Below are 16,760 nucleotides of genomic sequence, written 5' to 3' on the forward strand. Positions count from 1 at the left end.
CCGACGGCGACCGGGGCCGGCGGGCGCCCCTCAGCCCTGCGCCGGCCGGTCCGCCGGGTCGAGCCCCAGGGCCGCGGCCAGGCCCGTGGTGATCTCGCTCGGGCCGCCTCCGCGCCGGTCCTCGGCGCGGAAGTGGCCGAGCGCCGCGTGCAGCCGCCGGTCGGCCTCCCGGGCCCGGCCGCGGGCCGTCAGGTGGGCGGCGTACGACCGTTCGGCGGCCGCGTGGAGGTCCAACAGGCCGGCTTCCCCGCAGGTGGCGAGCAGCCGGTGCCAGACGAGGTCGGCGGTCTCGTCGCGGAGCGTCGGCGCGAGCGTCTGCGCCTCGGTCAGCAGGCACCAGAGGTGGATCCGGGTGAGCGGCACGGGCGGCAGCAGGTCCCGGGCCTCCCACGAGCGGCGCCGCGCGCCCTCCGGGTCACCGGCTGCCAGGCAGACCCGCGCCTGGTGCACCTTTGCCTCGACCAGGTGGCGGCGCTCGCCCGCGGGGAGGGCGAGGGTGAGTGCGGATGCGGTGAGCCGCTCGGCCTCGGCGCGCTCGCCGACCAGCCCGGTGGCCAGGCCGAGGGTGGCGAGGGACCGGATGCGGGCGGCCGCGGCCCCGGGGCCTTCGGCCGCGTCGAGGGCCGCGACGGCCCGGCGCGCCGCCTCGGCCGCCTCGTGCGGCCGCTCCAGCGCGACCAGTGCCTGGGCCCGGCAGGTGTGCAGCAGCGAGACCGGCACCGGATCGCCGCACCGTTCGGCGGCCCTCCGGCCGACGTCGGCGCAGTCGAGCCAGGCGGTGAACCGGCCGAGGCCGTGGTAGAGCGCCCCGCTGAACAGGGCGAGTTGCCAGGCGCGTCCGGGATCGGTGCGGGCGGTCGTGTCCGCCAGTGCGCGGACGGTGGGCTCCTCGGCGCGGAACCAGTCGAGCGCGGTGCGTATGTCGGCGATGGCCGGGAGTGCCTGCGGCGGGTGCGCCGGCGGCCCGGCCCCCTCCTGCCAGGGGTCGAGGAAGCGTCCGCAGCGCCGGAGGACGGCGAGGAAGTAGTCCGCCAGCCGCTCGCTCGGCAGCCGCCGGAGCGGCTCCGCCCGTTCGGCGAGCAGCCCGGCGCCGAACGGGCGCACCAGGGGAGCCCGGCCGTAGCGCCCCGGCCCGGTGCCGGTGAGCAGGTGGTGGGCGGCCAGCTCGTCCAACGCCCGGCGGGCGGCCGGGGTGTCGGTGCCGAGCAGCGCGGCGCTCGTGAGGGCGTCGACCCGGTCGCCGGGGTGCGCGGCCAGGGCTGCGAGCAGGTCGGCGGCCGGTGCGGAGAGCCGACGGTGCGTCAGGTGCAGCCGGCTGTGGACACCGAACGCGCTGTCCGTGCTCAGGGCTGTCAACCGCGCCTGTTCGTCGGCGAGTTCGTCCGCGAATGCGGACAGCGACCAGCCCGGCTGGGTGGCCAGCCGGGCTGCCGCGATCCGCAGCGCGAGCGGCAGCCCGTCGCACAGCCGGACGAGGCGGGCGGCGGCCCGCGGATCACCGTGCACCCGTTCGGGAGTCAGGGCACGTTCCAGGAGGAGCAGGGCGTCGTCCTGCGGCAGTTCGGCCAGCTGCAGCACGACGGCCCCGTCGAGGGCGGGCAGGTCCTGCAGGGGCCCCCGGCCGGTGACGACCGCCACGCAGCCGGGGTCCTGAGGCAGCAGATCGACCACCTGGTCGGCGCTGTCGGCGTCGTCCAGGACCACCAGCAGCCGCCGGCCGGCGGTGCGTTCGCGGAACAGCCGGGCCCGGTCGGCGCGGTCCGCGGGAACGGCCCCGGCGGGGACGTCGAGCGCGTGCAGGAAATCGGCGAGGACGTCCTCGGGGCGGGCCGGGCCGGACTCGGTGAGGCCGCGCAGGTCGGCGTAGAGCAGGCCGTCGGGGAAACGGGCGGCGGCCCGGTGCGCCCACGTGACGGCCAGCGCGCTCTTGCCGATGCCGGCCGGCCCGGTCACCAGGACCGGGCCCCCGGCGGTGCGCTCGGGGAGGCCGGCCCGGTCCAGCCGGTCGAGTTCCGCCCGCCGCCCGGCGAACCCGGCCGTCCGGCGCGGTAGCCGGTCGGGGATGCGCACGATGGGCCCGGCCGGGGCCGCGGCTGCGGCCGGCCGCTCCGGGCCGTCGTCGGCCAGCACCTCGGCAAGTGCGGCCCGCAGGGCCGGGCCGGGCCGGATGCCCAGTTCGCGGTCCAGCCGCCGACGGGTCCGGTGGTACACGGTGAGCGCGTCCGCCGGCCGTCCGGCCCGGTGCAGACAGAGCATCAGCAGCGCCACCAGTTCCTCCCGCAGCCCGTCCGTCCGCACATGCTGCTCCAGCACGGCGACGGCGGCCGCCCCGGTGCCCCGGCGCAGCTGCAGCGCGGCCCAGCGGAGCAGCACGTCGGTGCGGGTCCGGTTCAGGTGGTCCACCAGAGCGGTGCGCAGCGGGGTGTCGGGGAGGTCGGCCAGGGCTTCGCCGCGCCACAGCCGCAGGCCCTCCTCCAGCAGGGCCACGGCCCCGGCGTCGTCGACCGGGCCGGCTGCGTCGGCGTGTCCCGCGGTACGGGCCGCCAGCGCCTCCAGACGCAGCGCGTCCACGTCGTCCGCCGACCCGGTCAGCAGGTAGCCGCCGGCCCGGGTGTGGAGGCCGAACGGGGTGTCGACGAGGACTTTGCGCAGGGCGGCGACGTGCCCCTGCACCGCGGCCCGCGCACTGGTCGGCGGCCGGTCGCCCCACAGCACCTCGCAGAGCCGCTCCACCGGCACGACACGTCCGAGTTCCAGCGCCAGCAGCGCCAGCACCGCCCGGCGCTGGGCCCCCGACACGGTGGTGAAGCCGACCGGTTCGGTCCGCAGTTCCACCGGACCGAGCAGCCGGATCCGCACCCCGCACCCCCTCCGTCCACACCCCCGGCGCCACAGGTCGGCGCCGGGGGACGCAGTGTAGTGTGCGTACTTGTCCGGGATGTGTCATCGTCCGGCCCCGCCGGTCGACGCGGCGGGCACGGGAGCGACCGGCGGGGGCCACGGCGGGCGGACGTGTCGCGGGAGGCCGGTCAGGACCCGGCACGGGGGAGAGGCGCGTGCACATCGATCTGCTGGGGCCGATGGTCGTACGACGGCCGGACGGCGCCGTCGTGACGCCCTCGGCACTGAAACGGCGGGCGCTGCTCAGTGCCCTGGCCGTGAAACTCAACCGGACCGTGGCCACCGGCGAACTGATCGAACTGGTCTGGGACGGCGCCGCGCCGCCCACCGCGCGGGCAGCCCTGCAGGGACATGTCGCCGCACTGCGCCGACTGCTGGACGGGCCGGGGTTCGCCCTGGAGACCCGGAGCTCCGGATACCTGCTGGCCGGTGACCCCGAGCGGGTCGACGCCCTGCGCTTCGCCCGCCTCTGCGAGGAGACGGCGGCACTGCCGGGCGAGCCGGTCGGCCCCGCCGCGGCGGCCCGGGAATGCCCCCTGCCGAAGTTGCGGACCGCGCTGGACCTGTGGCGCGGGCCCGCGCTCGCCGACTGCGGCTCGGTCCGGCTGCGCGAACGGGAGCTCCCGCACCTCACCGGCCTGCGGCTCGACGCGCTGGAACGGCTGGCCGAGACCCTGCTGCGGGCCGGCCGGGGCGGCGAGGCCGTCGCCCCGCTGACCGGGGCCGCCGACGCCCACCAGTCCCGGCGGACCCTGGCCGTCCTGCTGGTGCGTTGCCTGCAGCAGGACGGGCAGCACATGGAGGCGCGGGAGCGGTTCGACCGCATGCCGGTCCGCCCCGCCGGGCCGCCCGGGGCCGGGCCGCACGGCGCGGGAACGCCGCCGGTCGCCCGGCCCCTCGTGCCCGACCGCCGCTTCTGCGGCCGCAGCCTCGAACTCGCCCGCCTGGACGAGGCGCTGCCCGCTGCCCGGACCGGCCGCCCGGTCCTGGTCACGGGCCCGGCGGGGGCGGGCAAGACCGCCCTGGTCCGGTACTGGGCCGCGCAGCGGGCCGGGAACTTCCCGGACGGCGTCCTGGACGCCGCCCTGGGCGGGTTCGACCCGGGCGGGCCACGGGAACCGGCGGACGTCCTGGGCGGTTTCCTCACCGCGCTCGGCGTCGCGCCGGACGACCTCCCCGCGTCGACGGCCGAACGCTCCCGCCGCTACCGCGAACTCGTCGCCGGCCGGCGGATGGTGGTCCTGCTGGACGACGCGGCCTCCCGGGAGCAGATCCTCCCCCTCCTGCCCGACCCGCCGCCGCCCGGCGCCGAAGGCGCGGAGCAGACCCCGGTCACCGTCGTCACCAGCCGCAGCCGACTGCACCGCCTGCTGGTCCACGAGGGCGGCGTCCCGGTGCCGTTGGGTGCCCTCACCCACGAGGACGCCGTCACGCTGCTCGCCCGTGCCTGGGGGCCGGACCGGGTCGAGGACGACCCGGGCGCGGTCGCCGAACTCGTCGAACACTGCGAGCGCCTGCCGCTGGCCGTGCGCCTGGCCGCCACCCGGCTGGCCGCCCGGCCGGACTGGTCGGCGGGCGCTCTCGCCCATGAACTCGCCGACCCGGAGGCGGGGTTGACGGTCCTCTCGGGGGTCGGTGCCGGCCCGGCGGGTGCCCCGGCCGGCCTGGTCGCTGCCCTGGACCGGACCCACCGGACTCTGGCTCCCCCCGCGGCCCGGCTGTTCGCACTGCTGGGCCTGCACCCCGGAAAGGTGATCGACACCGGAGCCGCGGCCGCCCTCGCCGGCACCCCGCGCACCGCCACCCGCACCCTGCTGGCCGAACTGGACGCGGTCCACCTGCTGGACGAGGCGGCCCCCGGCCGCTACAGCAGGCGCGAATCGGTGCGCCGCTACGCCGCCCGGTACGCCGCCGAGCTCGGCCGGGACGAACGGTCCGCCGCCCTCGACCGGCTGATGGACCACTACCTGGACGTCACCGCCGAGTGGACGGCCGCGTGCACGGCGGACGGCGGGCCGGCGTCGATCAGGGGCGCCTTCGAGGAGGAGGAGGGCAGCCTGCGCGCCCTCGTGCTCCTCGGTGAGCGCAACGGCCCGGCCCCCGGTACCTGGTGGCTCGCCCACCGCACCGCCCTGCTCCACGAGGAGACCGACCACGACCGGTGCCACTGGCGGACCGTCGCCGAGGCCGGACTGCGCGCGGCCCGGGCCGGGAACGACGACGCGGCCGTCGCCCGGCTCGGCACGGACCTTGCCGTCCTCCACACCGTGCGGGCGGCCCACCACGCGGCTGCCGTCCAACTGGACCTCGCGATCGAGGCGGCCGACCGGGCCAGGGACGAGGTCCTGCGCCACGACTGCCGCAGCCGGGTGGCCGCCGCGCTGCTGCGCACCGGGCAGCACTGCCGGGCGCTGCCCATGCTCGTCGACCTGGTGGAGGCCGCCCGGACCCCGGCCACCGCCCACCTGCTGGTGCCCGCGCTGACCGGCCTCGCCGACGCCCTGGTCCTGTCCGGGCAACCGGGTCCGGCCCTGGCCCGTGCCGACGAGGCCGTCCGAGCCGCCGCCACCCGATCCGAGGACGCCGCGGCCGTCCTGGCGCTCCACAGCCGCGCCCGGGCCCTGCACGTGCTCGGTCGGCGCGACGCGGCGATCTCCTCCGCCCGGCTCTCGGTCGCCCTGGGCCGGACCGCCGGCGTTCCCGCGGCCGAGAAGCGCGCCCACGAACTGCTCGCGGACCTGATGGGCGTGATCGGCCGGGGCATCGAGGGACCCGTGCCCCCTCGGCGGGCCGCAGCACCGACCGCGGCCCGCTGAGCCGGTCCGCCCCAGCCGCCCCCACCCGCCCCCACCCGCCGCGGCGCGGCCCCGTGCGCCCCTCGGCACCCTGGTACCGGCAGTTCTGGAGAGGAAGAGGCAGAACCGGGTGAGGAACCGCCGGCGGTTCTGCAGGCAGAACGCCCGCGCCGCCGGATCTGCCCCGGGCCGGCGCGGCCCCGGACGGCAGGTGGCGCCGGGTACGTATCGCGATCATGGATACTTCTGCCTGTTCAGGCAGAAGTGCCGAACACGAGCACACGTGCGGGCACGGCGTGAGCGGATGAGCGAATGAGCGGGGGACGGGGCATGGTGGCTGGGGACGGCAGCAGGACGGACGTGGGCGAGTTCGGCCGGCTGTTGGCCGGGTACCGGACGGCGGCGGGTCTGACCCAGGAGGAGCTCGCCGCAGCCGCCGGTGTCAGCCTGCGCGCCCTCGGCGACATGGAGCGCGGCCGCACCCGCGGGCCGCAGCGCCGCACCGTCCGGGCGCTGGCCGCCGCCCTGCACCTCGCGGACGACCGGGCCCGGGCGCTGGACCGGGCCGCCCAGTCCGGGCGTCCGCGCAGCGTGCGGCCCGAACCCACCCCGGCCGAGGACCGCAGCCCGGCGCTCCCGGCGCCCGCCGTCGGCGTGGGGCAGAGCTCCCTCGCCCTGCCCCGCGACATCGCCGACTTCACGGCCCGCGAGGACGTCCTCGCCGAACTCGTCGCCCTCGCCTCGGAGGAGCTGCCCGCGCACCCCCGCGTGGTGCTCGTCAACGGCCAGCCCGGGCTCGGCAAGACGGCCTTCGCCCTGCACGCCGCCCACCTCCTCGCCGGGCGCTTCCCCGGCGGCCAGCTCTCGCTCAACCTCGGCGGCATGTCCGCGCAGCCCCTGTCCGCGCACGACGCCCTCGGCCAGGTGCTGCGCGCCCTCGGGGTCCGGGACGCGGCCGTGCCGGTCGGGGCGGAGGAACGGGCGGGGCTCTACCGGGCTCTGGTGCGCGAGCGGCGGCTGCTCCTGGTCCTGGACGACGCCGCCGACGAAGGCCAGGTACGGCCGCTGCTGCCGGGCTCCGGGCCCACGGTGACCATCGTGACCAGCCGTAACCTGCTGCCGGGGCTGGAGTCGGTGCGTCGGCTGAGCCTGGACGTGCTCACCGCGGCCGAGGCGGCCGACCTGCTCGCCCGGATCGCGGGCCGCGAGCGGATCGGGGCCGCACCGGACGCGACCGCAGAGCTGGCCCGGCTGTGCGGCTACCTGCCGCTGGCCCTGCGGATCGCCGGGCAGCGACTGGTCGCCCGGCCGCAGCAGACCGTCGCCCACCTGGTGCGCCAACTGGCCGCGGAGGAGAACCGCCTGGACCTGCTGCAGACCGGCGACCTGGCGATCCGCCCCGCTTTCGAACTGTCCTACCGGCGACTGCCCGCCGAGTCCCGGCTGGTGCTCCGGCGGTGCGCCCTGACGGCGGGACCGGACTTCACGGCAGCCGTCGCCGCCGCCCACACCGGCCTCTCGGAAGGCCGCACCGAGCTGTTCCTGGAGCAACTGGCCGACGCGGGCCTGGTCCAGGCGCTCGGCGCGGACCGTTACCGGCTGCACGACCTGATACGGCTCTGCGCCGGCGAGCGGCTGACCGTCGACGAGACGGCCGAGGAGGTGGCGCAGGCCCGTGACCGGGCCGCCCGCCTGCTGCTCGGCCGCACCGTCGCCTGCGGGCTGCGGTTCGACCCCGAGCACGCCGAGGACGACACCGGGACCGCCGAGGCGGCACAGTGGCTGGAACGGGAGCACCCCGACTGGCTGGCCGCCCTGCACGTGGCGCAGCGGACCGGGCTCCACCGCGAGGTGATCGACACCGCCGAGGCCGTGCACTGGTTCTCCGACCGGCTCATGAGCTGGGGCATCTGGGAGGAGGTGTTCCAGCTCTCGGTGGACGCGGCCCGCGCGCTCGGCGACCGGCAGGCCGAGGCCGTGCACGTCAACTACCTCGCCTGGACGTACGTCACCTGCCTGCACAGCTACCGGCGGGGCGTCGAACTGGCCTCCGAAGGACTGCGGTTGGCTCAGGAGCTGGGCGACCGCGAACAGCAGGGCTGGGCGCAGGTCTACCTCGCCACCGGTCTGCGCAACCTGCAACGCCACGAGGAGGCCCTCGACGCCCTCGAGCGGGCGGCGGACGCGTTCGCCCGGCTCGACAACCGCTCGGCGGCGATCGGCCGGCTGGTGGCGCTGCGCGTCGCCGCCAATTGCCTGCGTGAGTCCGACCGGGCGGAGGAGGCGGTGGGCACCCGCCGACGCGTCCTCGCCAGCGCGCTGGAACTGGTCGAGCGCCAGCCCTCGCCGCCGATGCACCTGCTGGCCGCCATGACCGCGCACGAACTGGGCCTGGACTGTGCGGCACTGAAGCACTGGTCGGCCGCCGAGACGGCCTACCGGCAGGCCCTCGTGCACTACGAGGAGGCCGGCCGGCCCGACAGCATGACCAAGACCCTGACCGAACTGGGCACCGCGCTGATCGAGCAGGGCCGCGCCGACGAGGCCCGGGAACTGCTCACCGAGGCGCTCAGCGGGCTCAGCGAGGACAGCCGCACCGACCCGGACACCCGGCGCCCCCTCGGCCGCAGCCCGGTCCCGCACAGGTAGGCCGCGGGCTGCTCCGCGGCGTTCCGGGCGGCCGGGACCGCCGACGGCCTCCGGCCCGGGCCGGATCCCGGCGCGTCACCAGGACACCTCGGCCCCGCCCCCGTCCGTCGCGGTCGTCCGGCCACCGGTGCCGGTGCCGGTGCCGGTGCCGGTGCCCCCGCCGCCGCTGGTGACCGCTCGGCCCCCGGCCGCGGCGTCCGGGCCGGCGGCCCACCCGCCGCCGCTGGTGGCCACCCGCACGCCGGACCCGGCCTCCGTCAGCCCGCCCCGCGGCACCGCGGACATCGTCCGGGCCTCCCGCGCCGCGGACTCGGTGCCGACCGGAACCGCCCGGGTCGTCCGATCGGCGGCCGGACGACGGGCCTCGGCGCGGTCGATCCGGATCACCACGTTGCGTTCGCGGTTGGCGCGGTTCGGCCAGTCGTGGTCCTTGCTCCAGACCAGTTGGCTGCGGACGCCGGCCACGTCCGTCCACTTGCCCTGCGTGGCACGGACGTTCGGCCGCCAGAGGCCGTCGTACTCGTGCTCCAGGGACAGGTCCCACCCGTGGCCGCAAGCGCTGTCGTCGATGAGCTCGCTCGCTCCGACCCTGCCGGGGATCACCACGGTCTCCCCCCGCCGGATGTCCACCACGATGCGTTGCGGCCAGTCCGCGTCCACCCCGACGACGGTGATCCTGCAAGGGCCTTCGTACCAAGTCATGGGCAACCTCTCGCGCTTGCGCCGACCGAGCCCGGAACCGGACTCTCCGACCAGGCGAACGGCTCCCCCCGCCCCAGGGGTTCGAACGGAGCCCGGTCCGCGACTCGGGAACCCCCGATCGCGGGTCCCGCGACCGCTCGCACGAACGGGTGAACCGCCGGGCGGGTCCGGGCCGTAACGAGGGAGGGGGATCGTCCGCAGACCGATCGGCGGGGCGCTCCCGTCGACAGGACCGCAGGGGAAGCCGAGGAGATCTGGTGGGTTCGAACACGGGTGGAAACGGTTCTCAGGCCGACCCCGGGGGCATTCAACTGCCGACGGTCGCCTGGGAGATCGAGGAGGGCCCGGCAGCCGCCGCGGCGGGGGCCGAGGCCGAGGCGCCCTCGTACGGGCCGGTCGAGCCGGCCGCGGCGGAGGCACCGCCCGCACCGAAGTACGGCCGGGTGCTGCCCGGCCCCAACGCGGTGCGCCGGCAGCCCGAGCCCGCCGAGCCGCAGCCCGGACCCGTCGCCGTCTCCGTTGTCGAGCCCGAGTCCGATCCGGAGACCGACGACCGGCAGGCCCCGCGTCCGCGCCGCATCCCGCCCGGGGTGTTCCCGTTCCTGTCGCCCGAGCCCGAGCCGGAGCCCCGCCCCGTCCCCATGCCCGACCCGACCGCCGTCGGCCTCGACGGCGAAGCCCCGGACGGGATCGACCAGGAGGAGCCGGAGCACCGCCGGTCCAAGAAGCCGATGATGTTCGCTGCCGTCGCCGTCGGCGCGCTGCTGCTGGGCCTGCCGTTCGTGCTGACCGGCAGCGGCACGAAGACCCCCGGCGCCGCGGCCGACCAGCCGCCCGCCGGGGTCAGCGGGCCCGGCGACCCGCTGCCCACCCCTGGCCCGAACGACCCGACCGCCGTCGCGGCGCCGGTCGACGCGACGCTGCTCCCCGGTAGCTCGGCCTCGCCGACCGACGGCACGAACGGTGCGGGCGGGGCCGGCGGTGCGAACGGCACGACCGACCAGACCACCGGTGCCGCCGGCTCGCAGAACCGCCAGGGCACCACCGGCGGCACGGCCACTGGCGGTAGTACGGGCGGCGGGTCCACCTCCGGCGGCAGCACGGGCGGCGGGTCCACCTCCGGCGGCAGCACGGGCGGCGGCTCCACCTCCGGCGGCGGCGCCCCGGTCGTCCCCGTCCCGAACAAGACCACCCCCGCCGCGCCGACCTTCACCGCCGTCGCCGGAACGGGCTGCACCAACGCGGGCATCGGCTACGACCAGAACGGCTTCTACACCGACGGCAGCAAAGGCTGGACCACCAACACGACCGGCGGATACGCCGGTTCGGGCTGCGGCGGCAAGTACGTGTCGGTGCCGATGTCCGGCAGCGCCGGCAAGGACGCCGGCAAGTCGGTGCTGTGGGCGTTCACCACCAATCCGGTCCCCTCCGGCAACTGCAGGATCTCGGTGTACATCCCGAACAACGGCGACGTGAAGGCCGTCGGCGGCAAGCCCGCCTACTACACCGTGCAGCGGTACTTCACCACCGGCGAGGGCACCATCAGTGCGTTCACCATCGACCAGACCGCCAACCGCGGCAAGTGGGTCAACGCCGGAACCTTCCCCGTCACCAACGGGAAGATCGCCGTGATGCTGCACGACCGCGGCGTCGACTTCGGCTCAGGCGCCGAACAGGCCCACCACGCGGCCTCCGCCGTCCGGGCCGACTGCTCCTGACGGAACTCCGGTACCCGTCGGCCCCTCGCAACACCATCCAGCCCGCCCAGCCCACCCAGGAAGAGGAGAGTCCACGCCATGTCGCGCCACGTGCTGACGGTGTGCCCGGAACAGCGGGACGGCCGCTACCGCACGATCGGCGAGGCACTGGCGGAGGCCCGCAGCGGCGCGGTGATCTCGGTCCGGCCCGGCCGGTACGAGGAGAACCTGGTGATCAGCAAGCTGGTCACCATCACCGCCGCCGAGGCCCGCGGCACCGTCCGGATCACCGCCCGGCGCGGCTGCGTGGTCCAGGTCACCGCCGAGGCCGTGCAGTTGACCGGCCTGATCCTGCAGGGTCAGGACGAGGAACTGCCCGCTGTCGACGTGCCGCGCGGCCAGGCCGCCTTCCAGGACTGCGAGGTGGTCGGCAACTCCTGGACCGCCCTGCTCACCCGCGGCGACGGCTCGCTGGCGATGCGCGGCTGCCGGGTCACCAACCCGGCCGGCGCCGGCCTGGTGGAGACCTCCACCGGCAACAGCGTCATCGAGGACTGCGTCGTCGAACACCTCGGCAGCTCCGCCGTGGTGATCGGCGAACGCGCCGACCCGCTGCTGCGCAACTGCGTGCTGCGTGACGCCCGCGGCAACGGCGTCTGCGCCAACGGCAACGCCCGCGGAACCTTCGAAGACTGCGAGATCTCCGTCACCGACAAGCCCGGCATCGCCCTGGAGGAGAACAGCACCACCCGGCTGCTGCGCACCGACGTCCGCGACACCACCATCGGCGTCTACATCAGCTCCACCGCCCGGGTCGTGCTGGAGGACTGCACCGTCACCGGCACCTCCGGCCACGGCATCGCGCTCGCCGCCGGCACCGACCCCGAACTTCGCCGCTGCCGCACCGCCCGCACCGCCGGCCACGGCATCCACGTCACCGGCCGCGCCCGCGGCACCTTCGAGGACTGCGAGGTCGCCGCCGCCCAGGGCACCGGCATCTGGATCGGCGAATCCTCCGGCCCCACCCTGCTGCGCACCGTGGTCCGGGACTGCGGGGGCGACGGCCTGGAGCTGACCGGCGACAGCGCCGCCGACCTGGACCGGCTGGAGGTCCGCGACGCCGTCGGCACCGGCGTGCTGATCACCGAGGGCGCCAACCCGCGGCTGCGCCGCGCCGCCGTGCACCGCGCCAAGGGCGACGGGGTGGCCGTCCTGCGGGACGGGCGCGGCCAGTTGGACAAGTGCGAGGTGCTGGACGCCGGCCGCTCCGGCATCCGGATCGCCGACGGCGCCGACACCCGGATCGGCGACTGCGTGGTGCGCGACGCGGCCGGCTCCGGCGTGCAGGTCGGCCGGATCGGCACCGCACACCTGCGGGACTGCGAGATCACCGGCTCCGGTGAGGACGGCATCACCGCCGAGGACGACTCCGACCTGAACTGCACCCGGGTCCGCGCCATCGGCAACCGCCGCCACGGCCTCCGCCTCGGCACAGGCGCCCGCGCCGTCCTGGTCAGGGTCGCCGCCGCCGAGAACACTGGCGACGGCGTCCGCACGGACTCCGTCGAGGCCGTCCGGCTCACCGGCTGCACGTTCTCCCGCAACAAGGGTTCCGGCCTGCGACAGACCGTCCCCAGCGAGCGGCTCGCCCTGGAGGAGCTGGTCAGCGAGGAGAACGGCCTGCCCGACGCGCACGGCACCGCCGCCGCCACCCAGTCGTCCGTCCAGGCCGCCCCCGAGGCCGGGATGGACCCCGCCCCTGGCGACCCGACCGCCGCCCCCGCCGAGCCGGCCGCGCCCGCCCCGCCCGCCGCCCCGCCCGGCCCGCTGGAGGTGCTGGAGTCGCTGGTCGGCCTGGCCGAGGTCAAGGAGCAGGTCGCCACGCTGGTCAACCTCAACAAGCTGGCCCGGCGCCGCGAACTCGCCGGCATGCCCGCTCTCCCGATGAGCCGTCATCTGGTCTTCGCCGGGCCGCCGGGCACCGGCAAGACCACCGTCGCCAGGCTCTACGGCAGCATCCTGGCCGAACTCGGCGTGCTGGCCGGCGGCCAGCTGGTCGAGACCGCCCGCGCGGACCTGGTCGCCTCCATCATCGGCGGCACCGCCCTGAAGACCACCGAGGTGTTCCGCTCCGCGCTCGGCGGCGTCCTGTTCATCGACGAGGCATACACCCTCTCGGCCGGCTCCGGCGGCAGCGGCCCCGACTTCGGCCGGGAGGCGATCGACACCCTGGTCAAGCTGATGGAGGACCACCGTGAGGAGATCGTCGTCATCGTGGCCGGCTACTCCACCGAGATGACCGACTTCCTGGCCTCCAACCCCGGCCTCGCCTCCCGGTTCAGCCGCACCGTCGAGTTCGCCAACTACTCCGACGAGGAACTCGTCACCATCGTCGAACGCGCCGCCGCGAACCACGGCTACACCCTCGCCGACGACACCCGGGAGGCCCTGCGCACCCTCTTCGAACGGCTCCCCAAGGGCGAGGACTTCGGTAACGGCCGGGCCGCCCGGAAGGTCTTCGAGGAGATGGTGGACCGGCAGGCCACCCGCCTCGCCGCCTGCCCCGAGATCTCCGACGAGGACCTGGCCCGGCTGCTCGCCGAGGACGTCACCCCCGCCGGACCCGACCCCGCCGCCCGCAAGGACGGCACCGAGCTGCTCGCCGAACTCCGCGCGATGGTCGGCCTCCCCGCCGCCAAGGAACAGGTCGAGGACCTGGTCGACCTGCTCCGGCAGACCCGCCGCCGCGAGGAGGCCGGTCTGCCCACCGCCAGGATCGGCCACCACCTGGTCTTCGCCGGCCCGCCCGGCACCGGCAAGACCACCGTCGCCCGGCTCTACGGCCAACTCCTGGCCGAACTCGGCGTGCTTCCCACCGGCCAGCTGGTCGAGACCGCCCGCGCCGACCTGGTCGGCCGCTACATCGGCCACACCGCCCAGCTCACCAAGGAGGCCTTCGATCGGGCCCGCGGCGGCGTCCTGTTCATCGACGAGGCGTACACCCTCACCCCGCGCAACGGCGGCGGCAACGATTTCGGCCAGGAGGCCGTCGACACCCTGATGAAGCTGATGGAGGACCACCGCGACGAGGTCGTGGTCATCGTCGCCGGATACGAGGACGAGATGCAGCACTTCCTCGCCTCCAACCCCGGCCTCGCCTCCCGCTTCTCCCGGCAGATCGAGTTCGGCCACTACACCGACGAGGAACTCGTCACCATCGTCGGCCGCCACGCCGACCAGGCCGGGTACACCTGCGCCCCCGAGACCGTCGCCGCCCTCGCCCACCACTTCGCCGCCGTCCCCCGTGACCGCACCTTCGGCAACGGCCGCTACGCCCGCCAGACCCTCGAAGGCATGATCACCCGCCAGGCCCGCCGCCTCGGCCGCCTCGACTTCGCCGACGTCTCCGAACTGAGCCTCCTCCTCCCGCAGGACATCGCCGACACCCGCCCCCGCAACCCCGCGTAAACGCACGCCCGGCAGCGCCGCAGCCGACCCGCAGCGCCGCCGCCCCGGGCCGGTGCCTCCGTCCCCGCCGGCACCCGCGTTGGCGCGACGTTGGCGCGACGTTGGGGCGGCCCGCGACGGTGGGCGGCAGAAGACGGTGGGCCATGCAGGCGGCTGGCCCGATGCAGACGATTGTTGTGAAGGGCTCTACCGCTGTGGCCATCGACGTTACTGCTCACCTGAAGGACACCCTCCCCACCACCGGGCCGACCGGCGGAGCGACAGCCGCACGACCGGACACCACCCCGGACACCACCCCGGGGACCGCACCCACCGCGGACGCCCTCGGCGCCGCCCACGCGCCGCGACGTGCCACCCTCGACCAGCAGACCCTGGCCGAGCTGTACCGCCTGCACGGCGGCTACCTGCTGCGCGCCATGCTGCGCGCCACCAACGGCGACCGGGGCAAGGCCGAGGACATCGTCCAGGAGACCCTGCTGCGCGCCTGGCAGAACCCGGACGCGATCCGCCGCGGCCCCGAGCACAGCCGCCCGTGGCTGTTCACGGTGGCCCGCCGGATCGCCATCGACCACTTCCGGATGCAGTCCGCCCGCCCGCAGGAGGTCGCGGGGGAGACCCCCGAGGGCCACGCCGGCGCCCACGACCCCTACGAGGAGGTGCTGGACGCCCGCGACATGGCCGTCGTGCTCGCCGAACTCTCGCCCCGCCACCGCGACGTCCTGGTCGAACTCCACATGAAGGACCGCTCGATGGCCGAGGCCGCCGCCGTCCTCGGCGTCCCCGTCGGCACCGTCAAGTCCCGCAGCTTCTACGCCGTCCGGGCCCTGCGCCCCATCCTCGAAGCCCGCGGTCTCGCCTCCGCCGACCACTGACACCCCCCCGGTCACCGGGCCCCCACGCCCGCCCGGAACCCTCCCTCGGGCGGGGCGATCCCGTGGACGGCCCGTCTGAGCCGGCGCCCCTCGGGGGAGGGCGACGCCCGACCGGAACCCACGCCCTTGCCCGGCACCTGTCGCGCAGCCACCGACGCCTACGACCTGGGCATTCCCCGGCGTGCGAGCCGGCTGGACCCGGAGCACCTGGAACACCTTCCGGAGGTCGCAACCCAACTGTTCCGGCCTGACCTTGGCGTACCGCGGTGTTCGTGCAGGGCTGTCTCTGACACGCGTGCCCGGAGCACTTCGCCGTGGACAAGGGTGCGGAGTTGCTCGTTTCTCAGGGGCATCCACGCGCACGGTGGTTGGCCCGGAATTCCGCGCGGAGCACCGAGGCGGCGCTGAACGCGACGGGCCCGTTCAGCCCCGGTGGGTATGACTCCCGAGAGGCGGTGCGACGTCGGCAGGAGCGATCGCCCGGTCGGTACGATGACACCCCGTCCGACGGGCTGAAGGGTTCAGTCAGAGATTCGGCCTGGTCTATGTCGACTTCGAGACGCAGCGTCGCACCCCGAAGGCGTCCTATGCCTGGATCGCGACCTGATCGGCGCCCATAGGGCGCGGCACGAGAGATTGGAGCGGCTTCGGGCGCGCGCCGGTATCGAGCAACGGTGCTTACTTCCAGTGGAGTTGGCGAATCTGATCTTTGGTCGCATAGGTTGGCAGGTTGTTCGGCGGGCTGGGAGTCTTTCGGATCGAGCCACATACAGGGGTCGGCGCAGACCTCACCGGAAGTCCGACACGGTCCGCTGCTGGGGTCATCAGGAAGCCGGGGAAACGGACATTCGCGCCATCTCCCGGCCGCTCTCGTCCTCCACGAGTACCACCGTTACGGCCTGGCGTGGTAGGGCCGTCGTGATCCTCATGTGCACGGTCTCGCCCTCGGAGATACGCACGCCGCCGCCCGGGGCGCGGTTCCCAGCGGCGTCGGCGGTCATCACACGGTAGGTCCGACCGGGATTCAGACCGGTCAGTACCACGGGAATTTCGGTCCCCCATCCGTGCGAGACCATCTGCCCCTCTCGGGTCACGGCGACATCATGCTTTGGTTCCGTCGGCCACCGCCCGAGCCAGACCGCGGTGGTGATCACCGCCGCTGCTGCCACGACAGCCGGTCCCAGCAGCAGGCGGTGACGGCGGCGGACGCGGACGCGAGCTGTCTCGGCGATGCCCAGGTGGCCCTTGTCGCCGAGATCAGGCGGGCGCGGCACTTCGAGTGGGCTGCTGTACCGGGCAGGCGACCAGTTGCCGGGCGAGGCCCGTCGCAGCGTTCGAACGACGTCCCGGATTTCGGATGCCTCCCGGCGGCACTCCCGGCAGCCGTCCAGATGCCGAGTCGCGGCCTCCGGCGACGCAACCCCCAGCATCAGGCACTCGGCCAGCACCGGCCGGATCTCCCGACAGGCCGGACTCATGGCGCCAACCATCCGTTCTCCTCCAGCACCAGTCGCAGGGAACGCACTCCGTAGTACAGCCTGCTGCGCATGGTCGAGGCCGGAACACCGAGTTCCTCGCCGAGTTGCACGCACGTCTCGCCGCCGAAGTAAACCCGCACCACGGCCAGCTGCTCGGGTCGTCCGCTGGCCAGCTCGCGGCGGCGCGGAGGGAGTGCG

Annotated in this window: 8 protein-coding genes and 1 pseudogene; 6 read left to right on the top strand and 3 right to left on the bottom strand. The window is 75.3% G+C overall.

What is annotated here, in order from left to right; genetic code table 11:
- Nucleotides 1-30: 30 nt before the first annotated feature.
- Entirely contained in the window at nt 31-2,859 is a 2,829-nt protein-coding gene (locus AB0D08_RS05345) for a BTAD domain-containing putative transcriptional regulator (protein WP_359886274.1), read from the bottom strand.
- 197 nt (nt 2,860-3,056) lie between these two features.
- On the opposite strand from AB0D08_RS05345, the gene AB0D08_RS05350 reads away from it, so the two are divergent.
- A complete protein-coding gene (locus AB0D08_RS05350) occupies nt 3,057-5,717 on the top strand; it encodes a BTAD domain-containing putative transcriptional regulator (RefSeq protein WP_359886275.1) in 2,661 nt (886 codons plus the stop codon).
- 309 nt (nt 5,718-6,026) lie between these two features.
- The gene (locus tag AB0D08_RS05355; protein WP_359886276.1) at nt 6,027-8,345 is read left to right on the top strand and encodes a helix-turn-helix domain-containing protein; all 2,319 of its coding nucleotides are present in this window, start codon (nt 6,027-6,029) and stop codon (nt 8,343-8,345) included.
- Nucleotides 8,346-8,420: 75 nt separating this feature from the next.
- Here the strand turns inward: AB0D08_RS05355 and AB0D08_RS05360 are convergent, their stop codons facing one another.
- Nucleotides 8,421-9,047, bottom strand: a complete 627-nt coding sequence (locus AB0D08_RS05360; RefSeq protein WP_359886277.1) for a hypothetical protein — start codon at nt 9,045-9,047, stop codon at nt 8,421-8,423.
- 257 nt (nt 9,048-9,304) lie between these two features.
- Here AB0D08_RS05360 and AB0D08_RS05365 point away from each other — a divergent pair, with 257 nt between their 5' ends.
- The 4 genes and pseudogenes from AB0D08_RS05365 to AB0D08_RS05380 form a co-directional block, all read left to right on the top strand.
- Nucleotides 9,305-10,765: a hypothetical protein gene (locus AB0D08_RS05365; protein WP_359886278.1), complete on the top strand. Its 1,461-nt coding sequence runs from the start codon at nt 9,305-9,307 to the stop codon at nt 10,763-10,765.
- A 78-nt stretch (nt 10,766-10,843) separates the two neighbouring features.
- Nucleotides 10,844-14,212 (top strand): right-handed parallel beta-helix repeat-containing protein, encoded by a 3,369-nt coding sequence (locus AB0D08_RS05370; RefSeq protein WP_359886279.1) that lies wholly within the window; start codon nt 10,844-10,846, stop codon nt 14,210-14,212.
- 194 nt (nt 14,213-14,406) lie between these two features.
- Nucleotides 14,407-15,084 carry a sigma-70 family RNA polymerase sigma factor gene (locus AB0D08_RS05375; protein WP_033819139.1) on the top strand — a complete coding sequence of 226 codons (678 nt, stop codon included), beginning with the start codon at nt 14,407-14,409 and terminating at the stop codon, nt 15,082-15,084.
- Between the two features lie 511 nt (nt 15,085-15,595).
- Nucleotides 15,596-15,691 (top strand): annotated as a pseudogene (locus AB0D08_RS05380) (family 1 glycosylhydrolase); the annotation flags it as partial.
- 217 nt (nt 15,692-15,908) lie between these two features.
- Here the strand turns inward: AB0D08_RS05380 and AB0D08_RS05385 are convergent.
- Nucleotides 15,909-16,574 carry a hypothetical protein gene (locus AB0D08_RS05385; RefSeq protein ID WP_359886280.1) on the bottom strand — a complete coding sequence of 222 codons (666 nt, stop codon included), beginning with the start codon at nt 16,572-16,574 and terminating at the stop codon, nt 15,909-15,911.
- Nucleotides 16,575-16,760 lie beyond the last annotated feature (186 nt).

The sequence above is a fragment of the Kitasatospora sp. NPDC048540 genome, from assembly GCF_040651175.1.
In the GTDB taxonomy this organism is placed as follows: domain Bacteria; phylum Actinomycetota; class Actinomycetes; order Streptomycetales; family Streptomycetaceae; genus Kitasatospora.

Coding starts and splice junctions, on each gene's coding strand:
- AB0D08_RS05385 (WP_359886280.1), bottom strand. CDS start 16,574: ATGGTTGGCGCCATGAGTCCGGCCTGTCGGGAGATCCGGCCGGTGCTG.
- AB0D08_RS05355 (WP_359886276.1), top strand. CDS start 6,027: ATGGTGGCTGGGGACGGCAGCAGGACGGACGTGGGCGAGTTCGGCCGG.
- AB0D08_RS05370 (WP_359886279.1), top strand. CDS start 10,844: ATGTCGCGCCACGTGCTGACGGTGTGCCCGGAACAGCGGGACGGCCGC.
- AB0D08_RS05360 (WP_359886277.1), bottom strand. CDS start 9,047: ATGACTTGGTACGAAGGCCCTTGCAGGATCACCGTCGTCGGGGTGGAC.